The sequence below is a fragment of the Brachybacterium sp. GPGPB12 genome, assembly GCF_038396325.1.
Lineage (GTDB): Bacteria > Actinomycetota > Actinomycetes > Actinomycetales > Dermabacteraceae > Brachybacterium > Brachybacterium conglomeratum.
Genome location: NZ_CP149573.1, coordinates 2582395 through 2597385, shown reverse-complemented (window position 1 = coordinate 2597385; position 14991 = coordinate 2582395). Strand labels below are relative to the sequence as shown.

The 14991-nt window shown below is 72.5% G+C and carries 9 protein-coding genes, 7 pseudogenes and 1 riboswitch; of the genes and pseudogenes, 6 read left to right on the top strand and 10 right to left on the bottom strand.

Annotated features, from left to right (window positions below):
* Positions 1-64: 64 nt before the first annotated feature.
* From glpX to WKH84_RS15080, 3 genes and pseudogenes are all read right to left on the bottom strand, one after another.
* Positions 65-1071 (bottom strand): annotated as a pseudogene (gene glpX / locus WKH84_RS15090) (class II fructose-bisphosphatase).
* A gap of 551 nt (positions 1072-1622) precedes the next feature.
* Entirely contained in the window at positions 1623-2060 is a 438-nt protein-coding gene (locus WKH84_RS15085; protein WP_341854237.1) for a DUF2871 domain-containing protein, read from the bottom strand.
* A gap of 22 nt (positions 2061-2082) precedes the next feature.
* Complete coding sequence (locus WKH84_RS15080) at positions 2083-2439, bottom strand: hypothetical protein (protein ID WP_341857030.1); 357 nt, start codon at positions 2437-2439, stop codon at positions 2083-2085.
* Here WKH84_RS15080 and WKH84_RS15075 point away from each other — a divergent pair.
* A pseudogene (locus WKH84_RS15075) lies at positions 2329-3205 on the top strand (aldo/keto reductase). The gene WKH84_RS15080 and the pseudogene WKH84_RS15075 sit on opposite strands and share 111 nt — an antisense overlap.
* Before the next feature lie 178 nt (positions 3206-3383).
* Positions 3384-4424: a Gfo/Idh/MocA family oxidoreductase gene (locus tag WKH84_RS15070; RefSeq protein ID WP_341854236.1), complete on the top strand. Its 1041-nt coding sequence runs from the start codon at positions 3384-3386 to the stop codon at positions 4422-4424.
* A 120-nt stretch (positions 4425-4544) separates the two neighbouring features.
* Here the strand turns inward: WKH84_RS15070 and WKH84_RS15065 are convergent, their stop codons facing one another.
* Positions 4545-4673: a putative transporter small subunit gene (locus WKH84_RS15065; protein WP_341854235.1), complete on the bottom strand. Its 129-nt coding sequence runs from the start codon at positions 4671-4673 to the stop codon at positions 4545-4547.
* 153 nt (positions 4674-4826) lie between these two features.
* Positions 4827-6544, bottom strand: a pseudogene (locus WKH84_RS15060) (sodium:solute symporter family protein).
* Positions 6545-6990: 446 nt separating this feature from the next.
* On the opposite strand from WKH84_RS15060, the gene WKH84_RS15055 reads away from it, so the two are divergent.
* Positions 6991-7908: a hypothetical protein gene (locus WKH84_RS15055; RefSeq protein WP_341854234.1), complete on the top strand. Its 918-nt coding sequence runs from the start codon at positions 6991-6993 to the stop codon at positions 7906-7908.
* 97 nt (positions 7909-8005) lie between these two features.
* Here the strand turns inward: WKH84_RS15055 and WKH84_RS15050 are convergent, their stop codons facing one another.
* The 5 genes and pseudogenes from WKH84_RS15050 to xylA all read right to left on the bottom strand — a co-directional run bounded on the left by WKH84_RS15050 (position 8006) and on the right by xylA (position 13666).
* Complete coding sequence (locus WKH84_RS15050) at positions 8006-9370, bottom strand: LLM class flavin-dependent oxidoreductase (protein ID WP_341854233.1); 1365 nt, start codon at positions 9368-9370, stop codon at positions 8006-8008.
* A pseudogene (locus WKH84_RS15045) lies at positions 9370-9581 on the bottom strand (SDR family oxidoreductase). The gene WKH84_RS15050 and the pseudogene WKH84_RS15045 overlap by 1 nt, the downstream one beginning before the upstream one ends.
* A 41-nt stretch (positions 9582-9622) precedes the next feature.
* On the bottom strand, positions 9623-10174 hold the full coding sequence (locus tag WKH84_RS15040; protein WP_341854232.1) for an SDR family NAD(P)-dependent oxidoreductase: 552 nt from the start codon (positions 10172-10174) through the stop codon (positions 9623-9625).
* 183 nt (positions 10175-10357) lie between these two features.
* A riboswitch (TPP riboswitch) is annotated at positions 10358-10451 on the bottom strand.
* A 322-nt stretch (positions 10452-10773) separates the two neighbouring features.
* Positions 10774-12165, bottom strand: a pseudogene (gene xylB / locus WKH84_RS15035) (xylulokinase).
* 307 nt (positions 12166-12472) lie between these two features.
* Positions 12473-13666, bottom strand: a complete 1194-nt coding sequence (gene xylA / locus WKH84_RS15030; protein ID WP_341854231.1) for a xylose isomerase — start codon at positions 13664-13666, stop codon at positions 12473-12475.
* Positions 13667-13669: 3 nt separating this feature from the next.
* Here xylA and WKH84_RS15025 point away from each other — a divergent pair, with 3 nt between their 5' ends.
* The 3 genes and pseudogenes from WKH84_RS15025 to WKH84_RS15015 all read left to right on the top strand — a co-directional run.
* Positions 13670-14302 carry a hypothetical protein gene (locus WKH84_RS15025; protein ID WP_341854230.1) on the top strand — a complete coding sequence of 211 codons (633 nt, stop codon included), beginning with the start codon at positions 13670-13672 and terminating at the stop codon, positions 14300-14302.
* Positions 14303-14339: 37 nt separating this feature from the next.
* Positions 14340-14756: pseudogene (locus WKH84_RS15020) on the top strand (ROK family protein); the annotation flags it as partial.
* Positions 14672-14920 (top strand): annotated as a pseudogene (locus WKH84_RS15015) (ROK family transcriptional regulator); the annotation flags it as partial. The pseudogenes WKH84_RS15020 and WKH84_RS15015, both read left to right, overlap by 85 nt.
* Between the last annotated feature and the right edge of the window lie 71 nt (positions 14921-14991).

Genomic DNA, 14991 nt, shown 5'->3' with positions numbered 1-14991 from the left:
GAACTGCACGAACAGTGGCCGACGGGAAGCGCGCCCCGGCGCGTCGCCCGTCGGCCCGGCCGGCTCACTCGGAAAGCCAGCGGTCCCACTTGTGGGCGCGGTGCTCGGCCTCGACCAGGCGGACCGTCCCGGAGGTGGAGCGCATGACGATCGACTCGGTGACGATCCGGTCGTGGCGGTAGCGCACGCCGCGCAGCAGGTCGCCGTCGGTGATGCCGGTCGCCGCGAAGTAGCAGTTGTCGGAGGTGACCAGGTCGTCCGTGGTCAGCACGCGGTCCAGGTCGTGGCCGGCGTCGATCGCCCTCTGCCGCTCCGCGTCGTCGGTCGGGGCGAGGCGGCCCTGGATCATGCCGCCGGTGGCCTTCACCGCGCAGGCGGCGATGATGCCCTCGGGGGTGCCGCCGGTGCCCAGCGAGATGTCCACCCCGGCACCGCGGGCGGCGGCGATCGCGCCGGCCACGTCGCCGTCCATGATGAACTTGACGCGCGCCCCGGCGGCGCGGATCTCGCTGACCAGCGCCTCGTGGCGCGGCCGCTCGAGCACGCACACGGTGACCTGGTTGACGGGCTTGTCCAGCGCCTTGGCGACGAGCTTGATGTTCTGCTCGATCGGCAGGCGGAGGTCCACGTACTCCGCCGCCTCGGGCCCCACCACCATCTTCTCCATGTAGAACACGGCCGAGGGGTCGTACATGCGCCCTTCTCGGCGACCGCGAAGACGGCGAGGGCGTTGTCGTAGCCGAGCGCGGTGAGGCGGGTGCCGTCGATCGGGTCGACCGCGACGTCGACGTCCGGGCCGGTGCCGTCGCCGACCTGCTCCCCGTTGAACAGCATCGGGGCCTCGTCCTTCTCGCCCTCGCCGATCACGACCGTGCCGTTCATCCGGACGGTGTCCATGAAGGAGCGCATGGCGTCGACCGCGGCGCCGTCGGCCCGGTTCTTGTCGCCCGCGCCCACCCAGCGGCCGCCGGCGATGGCGGCGGCCTCGGTGACGCGCACGAGCTCGAGGGCGAGGTTGCGGTCGGGGGCGGTGGAGGTCGCGGAGGGTGGCGTGGCGGCGGGCGGGGTCATGGGGGTCTCCCTCGTCGTCGAGTGCGGGTCGTCGCAGTCGTGCGCCGGGCGTCCTGACCTGCCGGAGCGACAGGCCGATCGGTGCCTGACGTGCGTCTCCGACTGTAGCCGACCGGCGCCGCCGGGCGGGTCGCTTCGCCCGGGAAACCCTCCCGCGCCCGCGGCGGCCTGCCTCCACGGCGGGGTGGCTCGGCGGTGAGCATCGGCGTCGGCGCGCTCGGCGCGGCGGTGCTGTTCCTGTGTCGGGATCTCTCCACCCGCCGCGCACTGACCCGTCGCCTCCCCGCGGCCGCACCGGGCCTGCCGCAGACCCTTCGGCCCCATCGCCCTGCCGCGACTCTGCCGCGCGGCTCCGTCAGCACCGGCTCGGCCCCGGCCCGTGTGCGGATCCAGCCGCACACAAATGCGCTCTCTTCGCGACCTCAAGTCCCTAGAACAGCTGAGGTCACGCAGAGAGCGCAGAATTATGCGGGGGCGGCCGACGGGGCGGGCCTGCTGGCGGCCGACGGGGAAGGCCTGGGTGGCTGGTGTCCGACTGGGGCCGGGCCGGGTCAGGCCGCGACGCGAGTGCGGTCCTCGCGGGCGGTCCGGTCCTTGATCCCGGCGCGCAGGGCGACGAAGAGTGCGACCAGGCCGACGGTCAGGACGATGTGGCCGAGCCCGGCGATGCCCGGGATCGCGGCCGTGGTGGTCGCGGGGTCCTGCCCGTCGAGGGTCAGGATGCCGCGCACGGCCTGCATCACCACCGTCATCACCAGGCCGATGTTGTAGGTCCAGTAGAAGACGGAGAAGGAGCGTCGGCCGCTGAGACCGAAGAGCGCGTCGAGGGCGAGGACCGCGAGGAAGACGATCATCCCCAGCGCGAGGAAGTGCGTGTGGAGGGTGGCGAGCTGGGTGTCCATGCCGAGGGTGTCGGTTGCCTTGGTGTAATCGCGGTAGAACAGCCCCGAGACGAGGCCGAGGATCATGTAGGCGAAAGCGGTGTTCATCAGGCGGTTCATGCTCTCGAGCCTAGGAAAGGGCCGGGCCCGGCGTATCCACCGAAAGATCGATCCTCGCCTCGGCCCCGCGGGCTCCCGGACCCGTCCCCACGGCCGCGTGACGCTCCTCGAGGACTAGGCTTCGGTGCGGCGGCGCCGCACGGGCGTCCTGCGCCGGGAGCCGGCGCCCCGCCCAGAATGCCGACGAGGTCATGCCATGAAGCAGTTCACCCTCCCCCACACCGACATCACCGCCCCGAACGTCGTGCTCGGCCTGATGCGGATCGCCGAGAAGTCCGACGAGGAGATCCGCACCCTGGTCCGCACCGCACGCGACGCCGGCATCGACTTCCTCGACCACGCCGACATCTACGGCGGGCAGAAGCACCGCTGCGAGGAGCGCTTCGCAGAGGCTCTCGCGCTGACCCCGTCGGAACGCGACCAGGTCACCATCCAGACCAAGGCCGGGATCGTCACCGACGGCCCGTACTTCGACTACAGCTACGAGCACCTGGTCGAGTCGGTCGAGGGGTCGCTGAAGGCGCCGCGCACGGACCGCATCGACATCCTGCTCTTCGCACCGCCCCGACGCCCTGGTCGAGCCGGAGGAGGTGGCGCGGGCCTTCGACGAGCCGCACGCGAGCGGCAAGGTCCGCCACTTCGGCGTCTCCAACCACACCCCGCGCCAGATCGAGCCGCTGCAGAAGCACCTGGACCAGCCGATCGTCGCGAACCAGCTGCAGCTGTCGATCACGCACTCGACGATCGTCGCGCAGGGGGTGGCCTCGAACATGCAGGGCACCGACCAGGCGCTGGTGCGCGACGGCGGCGGGATCCTCGACTTCTGCCGCCTGCACGACATCACGATCCAGGCCTGGTCCCCGTTCCAGGCGGGCTTCTTCGACGGGGTCTTCCTCGGCCATCCGGAGCATGCCGAGCTCAATGCCGTCATCGACCGCCTGGCCGCGAAGTACGACGTGGCCCCCGAGGGCATCGCCACCGCATGGATCACCCGCCACCCCGCGCAGATGCAGGTCGTGCTCGGCACCACCACCCCGCGGCGCGTCGCGGACTCCGCCGCCGGCTCCGAGGTGCCGCTGACCCGCGCCGAGTGGTACGAGCTGTTCCGCGCGGCCGGGTGGATCGTGCCCTGAGCCGAGCCCGCGGCGGCTCCCCGCGCCGCCGTCGAGGGGGAGAAGTCCCCGGGCACGGGCAGGCGAGGACGGGCATCGCATGGCAACGGATACCGCTCCGTCACCCCACCGGGGAGAATGGCCGGGATTCTCTCTATCCACCCAGGTGCCGCAGCGGAGCGGCGAGGAGGCACCGCTCATGGCGCGCCGTCGCATCGGTCTGATCGGCTACGGGGACGTCTCCGTCGTCCACATCGGGGCGATCGAGGCGATCGAAGGGCTCGAGCTCGTCGGCATCGCGGACGTCGACCCCGCCGCGCGGGAGCGCGCCGCCGCGGACACCGGACTGCCGACCTTCGCGAGCGCCGAGGAGCTGATCGACGCCCTCGGCCCCGACGCCGTGCACGTCACCACGCCGCACGACCAGCACGTCGGCCCCTCCCTCGCCGCGCTCGAGCGAGGGGTGCACGTGCTCCAGGAGAAGCCGCTCGCGCACACGCTCGCCGAGGGCGAGCGACTGGTCGAGGCGCTGGCCGCAGTCTCCGCCCCGCGGGCCGACGGCGGCGCGGGCGCGCCGAAGGTCGCGATCTGCTTCCAGAACCGCTACAACCGCGGCGACCAGGAGCCGCACCGGCCGCTGGCGAGCGGGGACCTCGGCGCGGTCCGCGGCGCCTATGCGTCGGTGGTCTGGTCGCGCACGGCGGAGTACTACGCGGCCAAGCCGTGGCGCGGCCGCTGGGAGACCGCGGGCGGCGGGTCGCTGATCAACCAGGCGATCCACACCCTCGACCTCGTGCAGTGGTCGCTGGGCCCGGTCGAGCGGAGCGAGGGCCTGGTCTCGCAGAAGAAGTTCTCGGGCGTCGTCGAGACCGAGGACACCGCCGACCTCGTGCTCCATCACGCCTCCGGCATCACCACCACCTTCTACGCGACGCTCACCGCGCCGGTCGCGCGGCCGGTCGAGATCGAGGTCGAGACCGACAACGCCTACCTCGAGGTTCGCTCCGGCGCCGTCGGCGGGCTCACCGTGCGCTGGAAGGACGGCCGGGTGGACAGCTTCTCCGACCGGGTCGCGACCGCGGGAGGCCGCTCCTACTGGGGCGTCTCCCACGAGGAGCTGATCCGCGACTTCTACGCGGGACTGGACTCCGAGGGGCCGTTCTGGATCGGACCCGCCGAGGCGATGGACTCACTGCGGATCCTCAAGGCCGCCTACCGCAACTCCGGCGTCGGAAACTGAGCCGTCAGCCGCTGACCCGTCCGCACGAAGGGGCGTCCAGCGGCACGCCGCGGCGCTGGTCGCCGCGCCGTGCCGCTGGACGCCCCCTTCTGCAGGTGCCCGTCGATCGGCCGTCGGGCCTCAGATGATCGGGCGGCCCTCCTTGCGGGCCTCGCGCATGTCCTTGGCGAAGCCGCGGGTGATCGTGACGAGGATCCCGAGCACGAGCACGGGCCACATGAGCACGTAGGCGGTCAGCAGAGCGGTCATGGTTCTCTCCTTCGGGGAGCGGGGCCGGCGCACGGCCGGCAGGGACGAGGGGCGGGGCGGCCCCGTCGAGGCGGGGCCGCCCGCGGCACCGGGGCCGGCAGGACCGACACGTCCGGCGGGCAGTGCAGCAAACGGGTCAGAGCGGCCGACGGGTCAGCGGGCGGGGCCGCGGCCCGCGACGCGATCGTCGTCGGCGAGGTCCTCGAGGTCGGAGGCGGGCGTCTCCTCGTCGAAGTCGCCGGTGACCCTGCGGATCACCGCGAAGTCGAAGTCCTGCGAGGAGCGGACGCTGAGCGCCCAGCACACCAGGAACGAGACGGCGTAGGCGACGAGCGATCCCGAGAGGGTCTCGTAGTCACGCAGGTATCCGAACCCGAAGGGCGAAGATCGCGATGGTCGCCGTCGCGCCGATCACGATCGCGGCGCGCGCCGAAGAAGCCGAACGCCATGATCCCCAGCACCACGCCCACGCCGACGATCGCCAGCGGCTCGACCACCAGCGCCCAGGCGCCCTCGAGCGGGAGGAGCTCGAAGCGCACCGGCAGGAACACCACGAGCGCGGCGATCACGGAGAGGGTGAAGGCCTTGTTGGTGACCTTCTTCCAGTAGAAGGAGGCGATCACCGGGAACACGAGGCGACCCCACAGGGCGCCGACGAACACCAGCAGGTCCAGGATGTTGAAGCGAGCGGTGGCGAAGTAGAGCGCGAGGCCCGTCGCGACGATCATCGTGATCCGACCGATGAGCGAAGATGAGCTTCGGGTCGACGTTCTTCCGGCCGACGGACTGGCCGTAGACGTCGGTCATCACGATCGAGCTGAGCGCGGCGAGGTCGGAGTCTGCGGTGGAGGACAGCGAGCCGATGATCATCACGAAGGCCAGTGCGACCAGGGCGACGGGCAGGTAGGTGCCCACCATCTGCGGCATCAGGTTGTTCACGTCGCCGCCCATGGGCTCCACGCCCAGGTACAGCGCCATCACGCCGAGCATGCCCACGCCGATCACGGTCGCGCCGTAGCCGATGGTCGCGGTGACGAAGGTGGGCTTGATCAGGTCCTCGCGCACGGCGAAGAGGCGCTGGGCGATGGTCTGGTTGCCGATCGCGTAGGCGAGCACCGCGGCGATGTAGGGGGCGCCCTGGTTCATGAAGGCGTCGGAGGAGAAGAAGCTCTCCTGCTTTGCGGGGTGACGTTCCCGGCCGCGACCCCCTCGGCGAACATCGAGGGCCCGCCGGCGAGGAAGAACACCGCCGGGATGATCACGACGGCCGCGCCGAGCATCGCCATGACCTGCGTGAAGTCGGTCAGGACGGAGGCGCGGAAGCCGGACCACAGCGTGTACAGCGACACGCCGCCGGCGATGATCAGGATGCCCGCGCCGAAGCTGAGCGGGGAGAGCATCGAGATGATCGCGCCGCCGGCGATGAAGTTCGAGGTCAGCGAGATGACGGAGCCGAGCACGTTGGAGCCGGCGAGCATCAGCTGCGAGGAGCGGCCGTGGCGGGCGTACATCACCTCGGCGAGGGTGTGGGCTCGCGGGGCGACCTTCCGGATCCGCTTGCCGAAGGGGTAGATGAACAGGATCATCAGCGCGCCCCAGAGCCCGTAGTGGATGGGGCCGGAGACGCCGTAGGTGTACCCGGCGGTCACCGAGGCGTACATCGAGGACGCCCAGATCCAGGTGGCCGTCATGGAGGCGGCGGAGACGCCGAAGCCGATGCGGTTGCCGGCGGTCATGTAGTCGTCGGCGTTCTCCTGCTTGCGGGAGATCGCCACGGACATCCACATCGTGCCCCCGTAGAACAGGAGCAGGAGCAGGGCGATCCCGATGATCCCGAGCTGGATGATCTCGCCTGAGGGAGCGGGCGGCATGGACTTCCTCTCGTCGCGGTGGACCGGTCACGTGCGGCCGGTCCCCCGCGCCGCAGGGCGCGTCGGGCCAGACGGGGCCCCTCGCGGGGCCGACCGGCGATCGACCCCGTCGCGGATCGCGTCGAATCTCGCCCGGGCGAGGCCTCGCCTCAGCGCCGCATGGGGCGCGCCCTGACGGCGGGGACGGGTGGGCCCTCCCGGGCCGCTCCCCGCCCTCGATCACGCGTGGAGTCGCATAGATACTCGCACAACCCTCAGGGGATTGCCAGGCAGTCGATAACGGACGAGTAACTTTTGCAGGTCACGCGCGATTGCCGATTGTCGGACATTCAAAGCGGAGCGATCGGGACACCAGGGCTACATGCGTCGCATACAGATGCAGATGAGTCGTCCCCGCCGGCGGACGCGGCGTCGGGCCGCCGACCGTGCGCCCTACCCTCGATACCATGACGCGCATCGGCATCGTGACCACCTCCCCCGGCGCTTTCACCTCCGCCGATCCCGACCGCGACTGCGCCCCGCTGGTCGCCGCACTCCGCGACCGCGGCGTCGAGGCGGCCTCGCTGGACTGGCATGACGCGTCGGTCGACTGGGCCTCCTGGGACCTCGCCGTGCTCCGCGGCCCCTGGGATTACGCCCAGCACCCCGCCGAGTTCGCGGCGTGGCTCGCGCATGCGGGGACGCAGACCCACGTGCTCAACGAGCCGGAGCTGGTCCGCTGGAACATGGACAAGCACTACCTCCTCGAGCTCGAGGCCGTGGGGATCCCCGTGATCCCGACGAGCTACCACCGCACGCTCGACTCGGTCCGCGACGCGCTCGCGTCGCCGACGCGCCCCGCTCACGTGGTCGTGAAGCCCGCCGTCGGCGCGGGATCGCAGCGCACGGGCCTGTTCGCGCGCGAGGATCCCGCCGCGCTCGCCCTCGCTCGGCAGATCCTCGACGCGGGCGGGACCGCGATGGTCCAGCCCGAGGTGCCCGAGCTCTCCGACGGGCTGGAGAAGGCGGTCTACACCCTTGACGGCCGCTTCACCCATGCGGTCGCGAAGGGTGCGCCGCTCGCCCGCGGCGGCGGCCTGCGCGGCGGCCAGTACCAGGAGAACCCCCAGCTCGTCGACGCCTCGGCCGACGAGCAGGCCTTCGCCGAGCGGGTGCTCGCGGCGGTCGCCGACGTGACCGGGCTCGGCACGCCGCTGTACGGACGGATCGACCTGGTCGACTCCGCCGAGCACGGGCGGGTGCTGATCGAGGCGGAGCTGTTCGAGCCGACCTACAACCTGCACCTCGCTCCCGAGGTGACGGAGCTCTTCGTCGACGCGATCCTGGGGCGGGTCCGAGCCAGGGAGCCCGAGCGCTCCCTCTGAGCGCTCACAGGGACGCCCCTCCCGCGCGAGGGGCAGGCGCCGCGAACAGACCCCCTCCCTCAGCGGTCCCGTTCCGCCGGACGCCCGCCCGGATCGGTCAGCTCCCCGCCGGCGCCGGCATCCCCTGCCGCGGCCGCGGCAGGCCGAGATGGTCGCGCAGAGTCGTCCCCTCGTACTCGCGGCGGAACCGCCCACGCCGCTGGAGCACCGGCACCACCTGGCCCACGAACTCCTCGATGCCGCCCGGCAGGGTGGGAGGCATGAGGTTGAAGCCGTCGGCCGCTCCCCCATCGACCCAGCGCTCGATCTCGTCGGCCACCTGCTCCGGAGTGCCGATCACGGTCGCGTGGCCGCCACCTGCGGCGAGGAGCCCCAGCAGCTCGCGGACGGTCGGGCGGGCGGTCTCGACGATGCGAAGCACGGTGGCGTAGCGGCCCTTCGGCCCGGTGAACTCCTCCAGTGGCGGCGGCGGCGGGACCGGGGCGTCGAGCTCCCAGTCCGACGTGTCCTGGCCGACGAAGAAGGAGAGCTGGCGCAGCGAGTCCTGCACGGGCAGCAGGGCGTCGAGCTCGGCCTTGCGGCGTCGTGCCTCCTGCTCGGTCGAGGCGACGTAGGGGACCAGCCCCGGCATGACGGCGAGGGCGTCGGGGTCGCGTCCGAGCGCCGCGGCGCGGGAGCGGATGTCGCTGCGATAGGTGCGGGCGGAGGCGAGGTCCCAGGCCACGGCGTAGATCCCCTCGGCGTGTCGGGCGGCGAGCGCGCGCCCGGCCTCCGAGGCACCGGCCTGGAAGAGGACCGGTCGGCCCTGCGGCGGGGTCGGCACGTTGAGGGGGCCGTCGACCGCGAACTTCTCACCGCGATGGTGCGGGGGACGCAGGAGAGCGGGGTCGACGTAGGCGCCGTCCGGTTCGGCGAGGATCTCGCCCGTCGGCCAGGACGCCCACAGCCCCTGGAGCACCTCGATGAACTCCGCGGCGGTGGCGTAGCGGTGGGTGTGGTCCGGCAGGGCGGTCATGGAGTGGTTGCGGGCCTCCTCGTCGGTCATCGAGGTGACGACGTTGACCCCGGCCCGGCCGCGGGAGATGTGGTCGAGGCTCGCCAGCGACCGGGCGGCGTGGAACGGATCCCAGAAGGTGCTGGAGACCGTCGTGACCAGCCCGATCCGCTCCGTGGCACGGGCCATCGCGGTGAGCACGGTGAGCGGCTCGAGCATCCAGGCGGGGCCGCGCTCGACGCCGGCCGTGCCGATCGACTGGCCGTCGGCGAGGAAGACCGCATCCAGCCGGCCCCGCTCCGCGATCAGGGCGAGCTCCTCCCAGTACGTGATGTCCGCGAGGCGCGCCACCGAGGAGCCGGGCGCGCGCCAGGCCGCGGAGTGGTGGCCGCAGGCGTGGGCGAAGAGGTTCAGCCGCACCGGGCGGCGGACAGCGCCGGTCACGGAGGCATGGGCGTGGGCGGCCATCAGTCCATCACCAGCCCGCCGTCGACGACGAGGTTCTGCCCGGTGATCGCCCGTGCCCAGGGCGAGGCGAGGAGGAGCACGGCGTCGGCGAGCTCGGCGGGCGTGGTCACAGAGCGCGCGGGGTGCTCGCGGCGATCGCGTCGAACACCGCCTCCGGGGTCGCGGAGCTCGCGTCGGTGGTGCGCAGCAGGCCGCCGCTGACCATGTTCACGGTGATGCCGCGGGGGCCGAGGTCGGCGGCGAAGGTGCGGGTCAGGGCCAGCGCCGCGCCGCCTTCGCCGCGGTGTAGTCGTGGTAGGGCACGACGGGGTGCTGGAGGAGGTTGGTGCCGATGTTGACGACGCGTCCCGAGCCGGCGCGGTCGAAGCCGGGCAGGGCGGACTGGATCGTGTGCGGCGCGCCCTGCACAGCGCCGGAGAACTGTCCCGCGAAGGCCTCGTAGCCGATCTCGTGCGCCTTAGCGCGGGCGTCCCCGTCGAAGGAGAAGCCGGCCAAGGCGTTGTTCACGACGGTGTCGACGGGGTCGCCGAACTCGGCCTCGGCGTGCGCGAACAGCTCCTCGACCTGGTCGCGCTCGCGCACGTCGGCGCGCACGGCGATCGCCCGGCCGGGGTGTGCGTCGGCGATCTCCCGGGCGGCGGCCTCGCTGGTGAGGTGGTCGATGACGACCCTGGCTCCCTCGCGGAGGAACGCCTCGGTGAGGGCCCGGCCGAGACCTCGGGCGCCCCCGGTGACGAGGACGACCTGCTCGGAGAGCGCGGGAGCGGGCCGGGAGGCGGGGGTGATGGGGGTGGAAGGTGTCATGGTCGTGCGGTCCTTTCAGGGCATGCGAGCACGCCCGCCGCACAGTGGGTGGGGGCGCGTCGCGGTCGGAGCAGGGCCGCATCGGGGCGCGGCGGCGCGCGGGAGGCGACACGGGGGCCCTGGTGGGGACGACAGCGTGGCGGACTGCGGCCTGGTGGCAGGCGGCCCGGCGCGCGACAGCGCACAGCTCATCGACGACATCCCTCCGCGAGCATGAACTCGATCAGGTTCTCCGGGTGTGCTCTCAGCCCCTGATGGGGCACCCCGTGTCGAGCACCGAGTGTAGCCATGGCCGTGCCGCCGCGCGGTCCGGTCTCGCCGCGCCGCGGAGCGCCGGGCCCGCCGCGGCCGCCCTCCTCCGCCCCGCGGCCGCCCCTCGTCCGCTCCTGCGCACCGAGTCTGCATCTGGACCGCCTCGGCAGACGGGTGACGGTCCAGACGCGGCACTCGGACTCCCCCGCCCGATCGGGGGCCCAGCTCTCTTCCGTCCGCGACCGTCCGGACGTAGCTTCCAGGTGCAGGGGCTCGTCACCGTCGAGGCCGCCTGACACCCTGCCACGTCGCCTCGGGGACGTTCCCGCGGGAACGCCTCCGCGCCCTCAGCTCCAGTCTGCGGTGCGCTCCTTCAGCTCCCGGTATGCCTCGAGCACCTGCGGCGTCGCGTCGGCCGTGACGATCCGCGAGCCGCTGATCTCCCAGGCGGGCGGCTCCTCGGTGCCGGCGAGCGCCCAGGCGGCCTGACGGGCGGCGCCGAGTGCGACGTACTCCCCGTCGGGCGCGATCGTGACCTCGCGGCCGAAGATCGCGGGAGCGAGCCGCTGGACGGCGCGGGAGCGGGCGCCGCCGCCGATCAGCGTGATGCGGCGGGCGGCCGTGCCGGTGCGCTCCTCGAGGGAGGTGATGCCATCGGCCAGCGAGCACAGCGACCCTTCGACGTAGGCGCGGGCCACGTCCTCGCGGGTGGTGGAGCCGCTCATGCCGGTCAGAGTCGCACGGGCGTGGGGACGGTTCGGGGTGCGCTCCCCGTCGAAGTAGGGCAGCGCGTCGCGCCGTGCGCGCCGGGTTCGGAGGCGAGCGCCAGCTCGGCCATCTCCTCGTGGCTGACGCCGAGCAGGGCGCGGCCGGCCTCGAGGATGCGGGAGCCGTTGATGGTGGTGGTCATGGGCAGGAACCGGCCGGTCGCGTCGGCGAAGCCCGTGACGGTCCCGGAGGCGTCGCCGGGCCTGGTATCGCTGACCATCGCGCACACGCCGGAGGTGCCGATCGAGACGGAGACGTCGCCGGGGCCCAGCGACAGGCCGAGCGCGGCGCCCATGTTGTCGCCGGTGCCGGCCGCGATAGCGACCCCAGAGGCGGTGCGGGCCATCACCTCGTTCGGGGCCTCGGGCAGGCGCGGGAGCTCGAGGCCCTTCCCGAGCGCGGCCTCGACGAGCTCGGGCTTCCACGCCTCCTCGCGGGTGGAGTAGTAGCCGGTGCCGGAGGCGTCGCCGCGATCGGTGAACGGCGCGGTGCCGGACGCGGCGAGGTGGAGGGAGACAAAGTCGTGCGGGAGCGAAGACCTGCGCAAAGACGCTGCGCGTTCTCGGGCTCCTCGTCGCGCACCCAGCGCGGCTTGGACGCGGTGAAGGAGGCGACCATGAGGTCGCCGATCTCCTCGACGCTCGCCTGCGCCCCGCCCATCTCCTCGATCAGCGTGGTCGCGGCGTCGGCGGAGCGGGTGTCGTTCCACAGCGGCGCATCACGCACCACCTCGCCCTTCTCGTCGAGCGACACCATGCCGTCCGCTGGCCGCCGACGGCGAGGGCGTCGGCCCGCTCGAGCAGGGGGCCGGCGGCCTCGTCGACGGCGTCGAGCCAAGCGCGGGGGTCGACCTCCGTGCCGTCGGGATGGGAGGCGCGGCGCTCCTCGAGCACCTGCCCGGTCTCGGCGTCGACGAGCGGCGCCTTCGTGGACTGGGTGGAGGAGTCGATGCCGAGGACGAGCGGGGCCATGAGGGGTCCTTTGCGAGCGGATCGGGACGGAAGGGCAGGTGGGGCGCGGTCTGTCGGGCGGCCTGCGGGCTCGGACGCGCACCGCGCACGAGGCCAGGGTACGGGCGAGGAGCGACCGGCCGCCCCCGGAAGTCGGCCTCGGGCCGGGGCGGTGCCGGCGAGTGCGCGGGCCCGGCACTTGCATCCGGTGGCGCTCAGCCCGCAACTACCCGGCCATTGGCCGATGGCCGCAGGCTGAGCGCCAGTGGAAGACACGGACCCGCCGCAAGGCCTCCGCCGTCCAGCCCCGGGACCCGGGCCGGGATCCTCAGGCGCGGAAGCCGAGGAGGTGCCGCATGGCCAGCTGCTGCAGGCGCACGAAGCCGTAGTTCCGCTCCCCTGCCGCATCGGCGTCGAAGTCCTCGAAGGTGGAGCGGTCCGCGAGCAGGTCCTTGAGGGTCTCGCCCTCGCCGAGGGTGGGCTGGGAGAGCTCCTCGATGCCGGAGTAGGCCATGGCTTCCTGCACCTCGGAGTCCTGGCGGAACGCGATCGCGCGCTCCTTGAGCATCAGGTACATCTCCATGTTCGCGGCCGCGGAGTCGTACTGACCCTGCTCGTGCTCGGTGCGGGAGGGCTTGAAGTCGAAGTGGCGGGCACCCTCGTAAGCGCCGGGCTTCGAGGGGAAGCCGTTCTCGAGCAGGTCCACGGTGAAGAAGGCGCTGATCAGGTCCCCGTGGCCGAACACGAGGTCCTGGTCGTACATCGGCCCGTGCTGGCCGTTGAGGTCGATGTGGAAGAGCTTGTCGCTCCACAGCGCCTGGGCGAGGCCGTGGGTGTAGTTCAGGGTCGCCATCTGCTCGTGGCCGGTCTCAGGGTTGATGCCCACGATGTCGCCGTGCTCGAGCCGCTCGATGAAGGCGAGCGCGTGGCCGACGGTGGGCAGGAAGATGTTGCCGCGGGGCTCGTTGGGCTTGGGCTCGAGGCCGATGCGCAGTTCGTAGCCCTTGTCCTTGATGTAGCCGGCCACGGTGTCGAGGCCCTCGCGGTAGCGCTCGAGGGCGGCGTGGAGGTCCTTGGAGCCGTCGTACTCGGAGCCCTCGCGCCCGCCCCACATCACGAAGGTGCTCGCGCCGAGCTCGGCGGCGAGGTCCACGTTGGCGAGCACCTTGCGCAGGCCGAAGCGGCGCACGGAGCGGTCGTTGGAGGTGAAGGCGCCGTCCTTGAAGACGGGGTGGGCGAAGGTGTCGGTGGTGACCATCTCGATCACCAGGCCGGTCTCCTCGGTGACCTGCTTCAGCTGGTCGATGATCCGCGAGCGCTCCCCGGTGGTGGCGTCGAAGGGGATCACGTCGTTGTCGTGGAAGGTGAAGCCCCAGGCGCCGAGCTCGGCGAGGCGGCGCACGTGGGCGGTCAGCTCGAGCGGCGGACGGGTGGCGGAGCCGAACTGGTCCTGCGCCTGCCAGCCCGTGGTCCACAGGCCGAAGGAGAACTTGTCGTCACGGGTGGGGGTGGGTGCGGTCATGGGGTGCTCCTCGGTGGTGGTCGACGGCGTCGTCGGGGTGCTTGCGCGCACGGCGGCGGTCCGCCATGGCGGGGGCGCACCCCTTCCCTTAGTAATTTTCCGTTACTAATCTACGCATGGGAGGCTGTCCCGCACAACCCGGGGATCCGACGAACCCCGAACGCCGACGACGGCGACGAGCACGGACGAGCACGAGAGGACGGACCCGATGCAGTCCACCCACCTGCGCGAGCACAACCTCTCCGCCGTGCTTGCGCGCCCCTGCAGACCGCCCCCTCCCCCACCTCCCGCGCGGGCCTCGCGACGCTCACGCGGCTCACCAAGCCCACCGTCTCCAAGCTCGTCGAAGAGCTGATCGGCGCGGGCCTCGTGACCGAGGGCGAGCCGATCGCCGCGGGCGCCGGACGGCCGATGGTGCCGCCGCGCACCGCCTCCGGCACCCTGCTCGCGATCGGGCTCGAGATCGCCGCGGACCACATCTCCTGCCTCGGCATCGACCTCACCGGCGCCGAGCTCGCGCGCCGCACCACCTACCACCGGGTCGCCGAGGGCACGGCCGAGGACGCCCTCGCGCTCGCGGCGCGCTCGTCCACGAGGTGCGGGAGGAGGCGCCGGGGTCGCCGGTGGTCGGCGTGACCGCCGCGATCCCGGGACGCCTCTCCCCGAGGACGGCCGGATCCTCTCCGCCCCGGGCCTGGACTGGGCGGACGTCCCCGTGATCTCCCGACTGCAGGAGCCGCTGGCGCCTGCGACCTGGCCCGTCGGCGCCCAGAACGACAACCGCCTCTCGGTGCTCACCGAGATCGACCGCCGCCCCGGCGAGTCGTTCCTCTACCTGCGCGGCTCGACCGGCGTCGGCGGCGCGGTGGTGCTGGACGGCGCGATCCTCGAGGGCGCGCACGGCTGGGCCGGCGAGTTCGGGCATACGGTCGTCGCGCCCGACGGGCGGCAGTGCCGCGCGGGCGGCGCGGGCGCCTCGAGGCCTACATCTCCTACCTCTCGCTGGTGCGCCAGGCCGGCCTCTCCGACGAGGTGCGGATCGAGGACCTCGTCGAGCGGCTCGCCCGCGGCTCGAGCCGCGCCGAGGTGATCGGGGTGATCGGCCGCTCGCTCGGCCTCGCGATCGCCAACGCCCTGAACGTGCTGGACCTGTCGACCGTGGTGCTCTCCGGCTATCTCGCACCGATCGCGGAGGAGATCACCCCGGTGGTGCAGGAGACCGTGGACCGTCACGCCCTGGCCGCCGAGGCCGGGCCGGTCGCGATCGAGCGGGCCGACGCCCTCGCCGACCCCGCGCCGCACGGTGCGGCGCGCGCGGCGCTGCG

What these genes read in the sequence shown, in the direction of transcription:
- WKH84_RS15085 (WP_341854237.1), bottom strand. Translation starts at nt 2,060, where the DNA reads ATGAACACCGCTTTCGCCTACATGATCCTCGGCCTCGTCTCGGGGCTG.
- WKH84_RS15070 (WP_341854236.1), top strand. Translation starts at nt 3,384, where the DNA reads ATGGCGCGCCGTCGCATCGGTCTGATCGGCTACGGGGACGTCTCCGTC.
- WKH84_RS15065 (WP_341854235.1), bottom strand. Translation starts at nt 4,673, where the DNA reads ATGACCGCTCTGCTGACCGCCTACGTGCTCATGTGGCCCGTGCTCGTG.
- WKH84_RS15055 (WP_341854234.1), top strand. Translation starts at nt 6,991, where the DNA reads ATGACGCGCATCGGCATCGTGACCACCTCCCCCGGCGCTTTCACCTCC.
- WKH84_RS15050 (WP_341854233.1), bottom strand. Translation starts at nt 9,370, where the DNA reads ATGGCCGCCCACGCCCATGCCTCCGTGACCGGCGCTGTCCGCCGCCCG.
- WKH84_RS15040 (WP_341854232.1), bottom strand. Translation starts at nt 10,174, where the DNA reads ATGACACCTTCCACCCCCATCACCCCCGCCTCCCGGCCCGCTCCCGCG.
- xylA (WP_341854231.1), bottom strand. Translation starts at nt 13,666, where the DNA reads ATGACCGCACCCACCCCCACCCGTGACGACAAGTTCTCCTTCGGCCTG.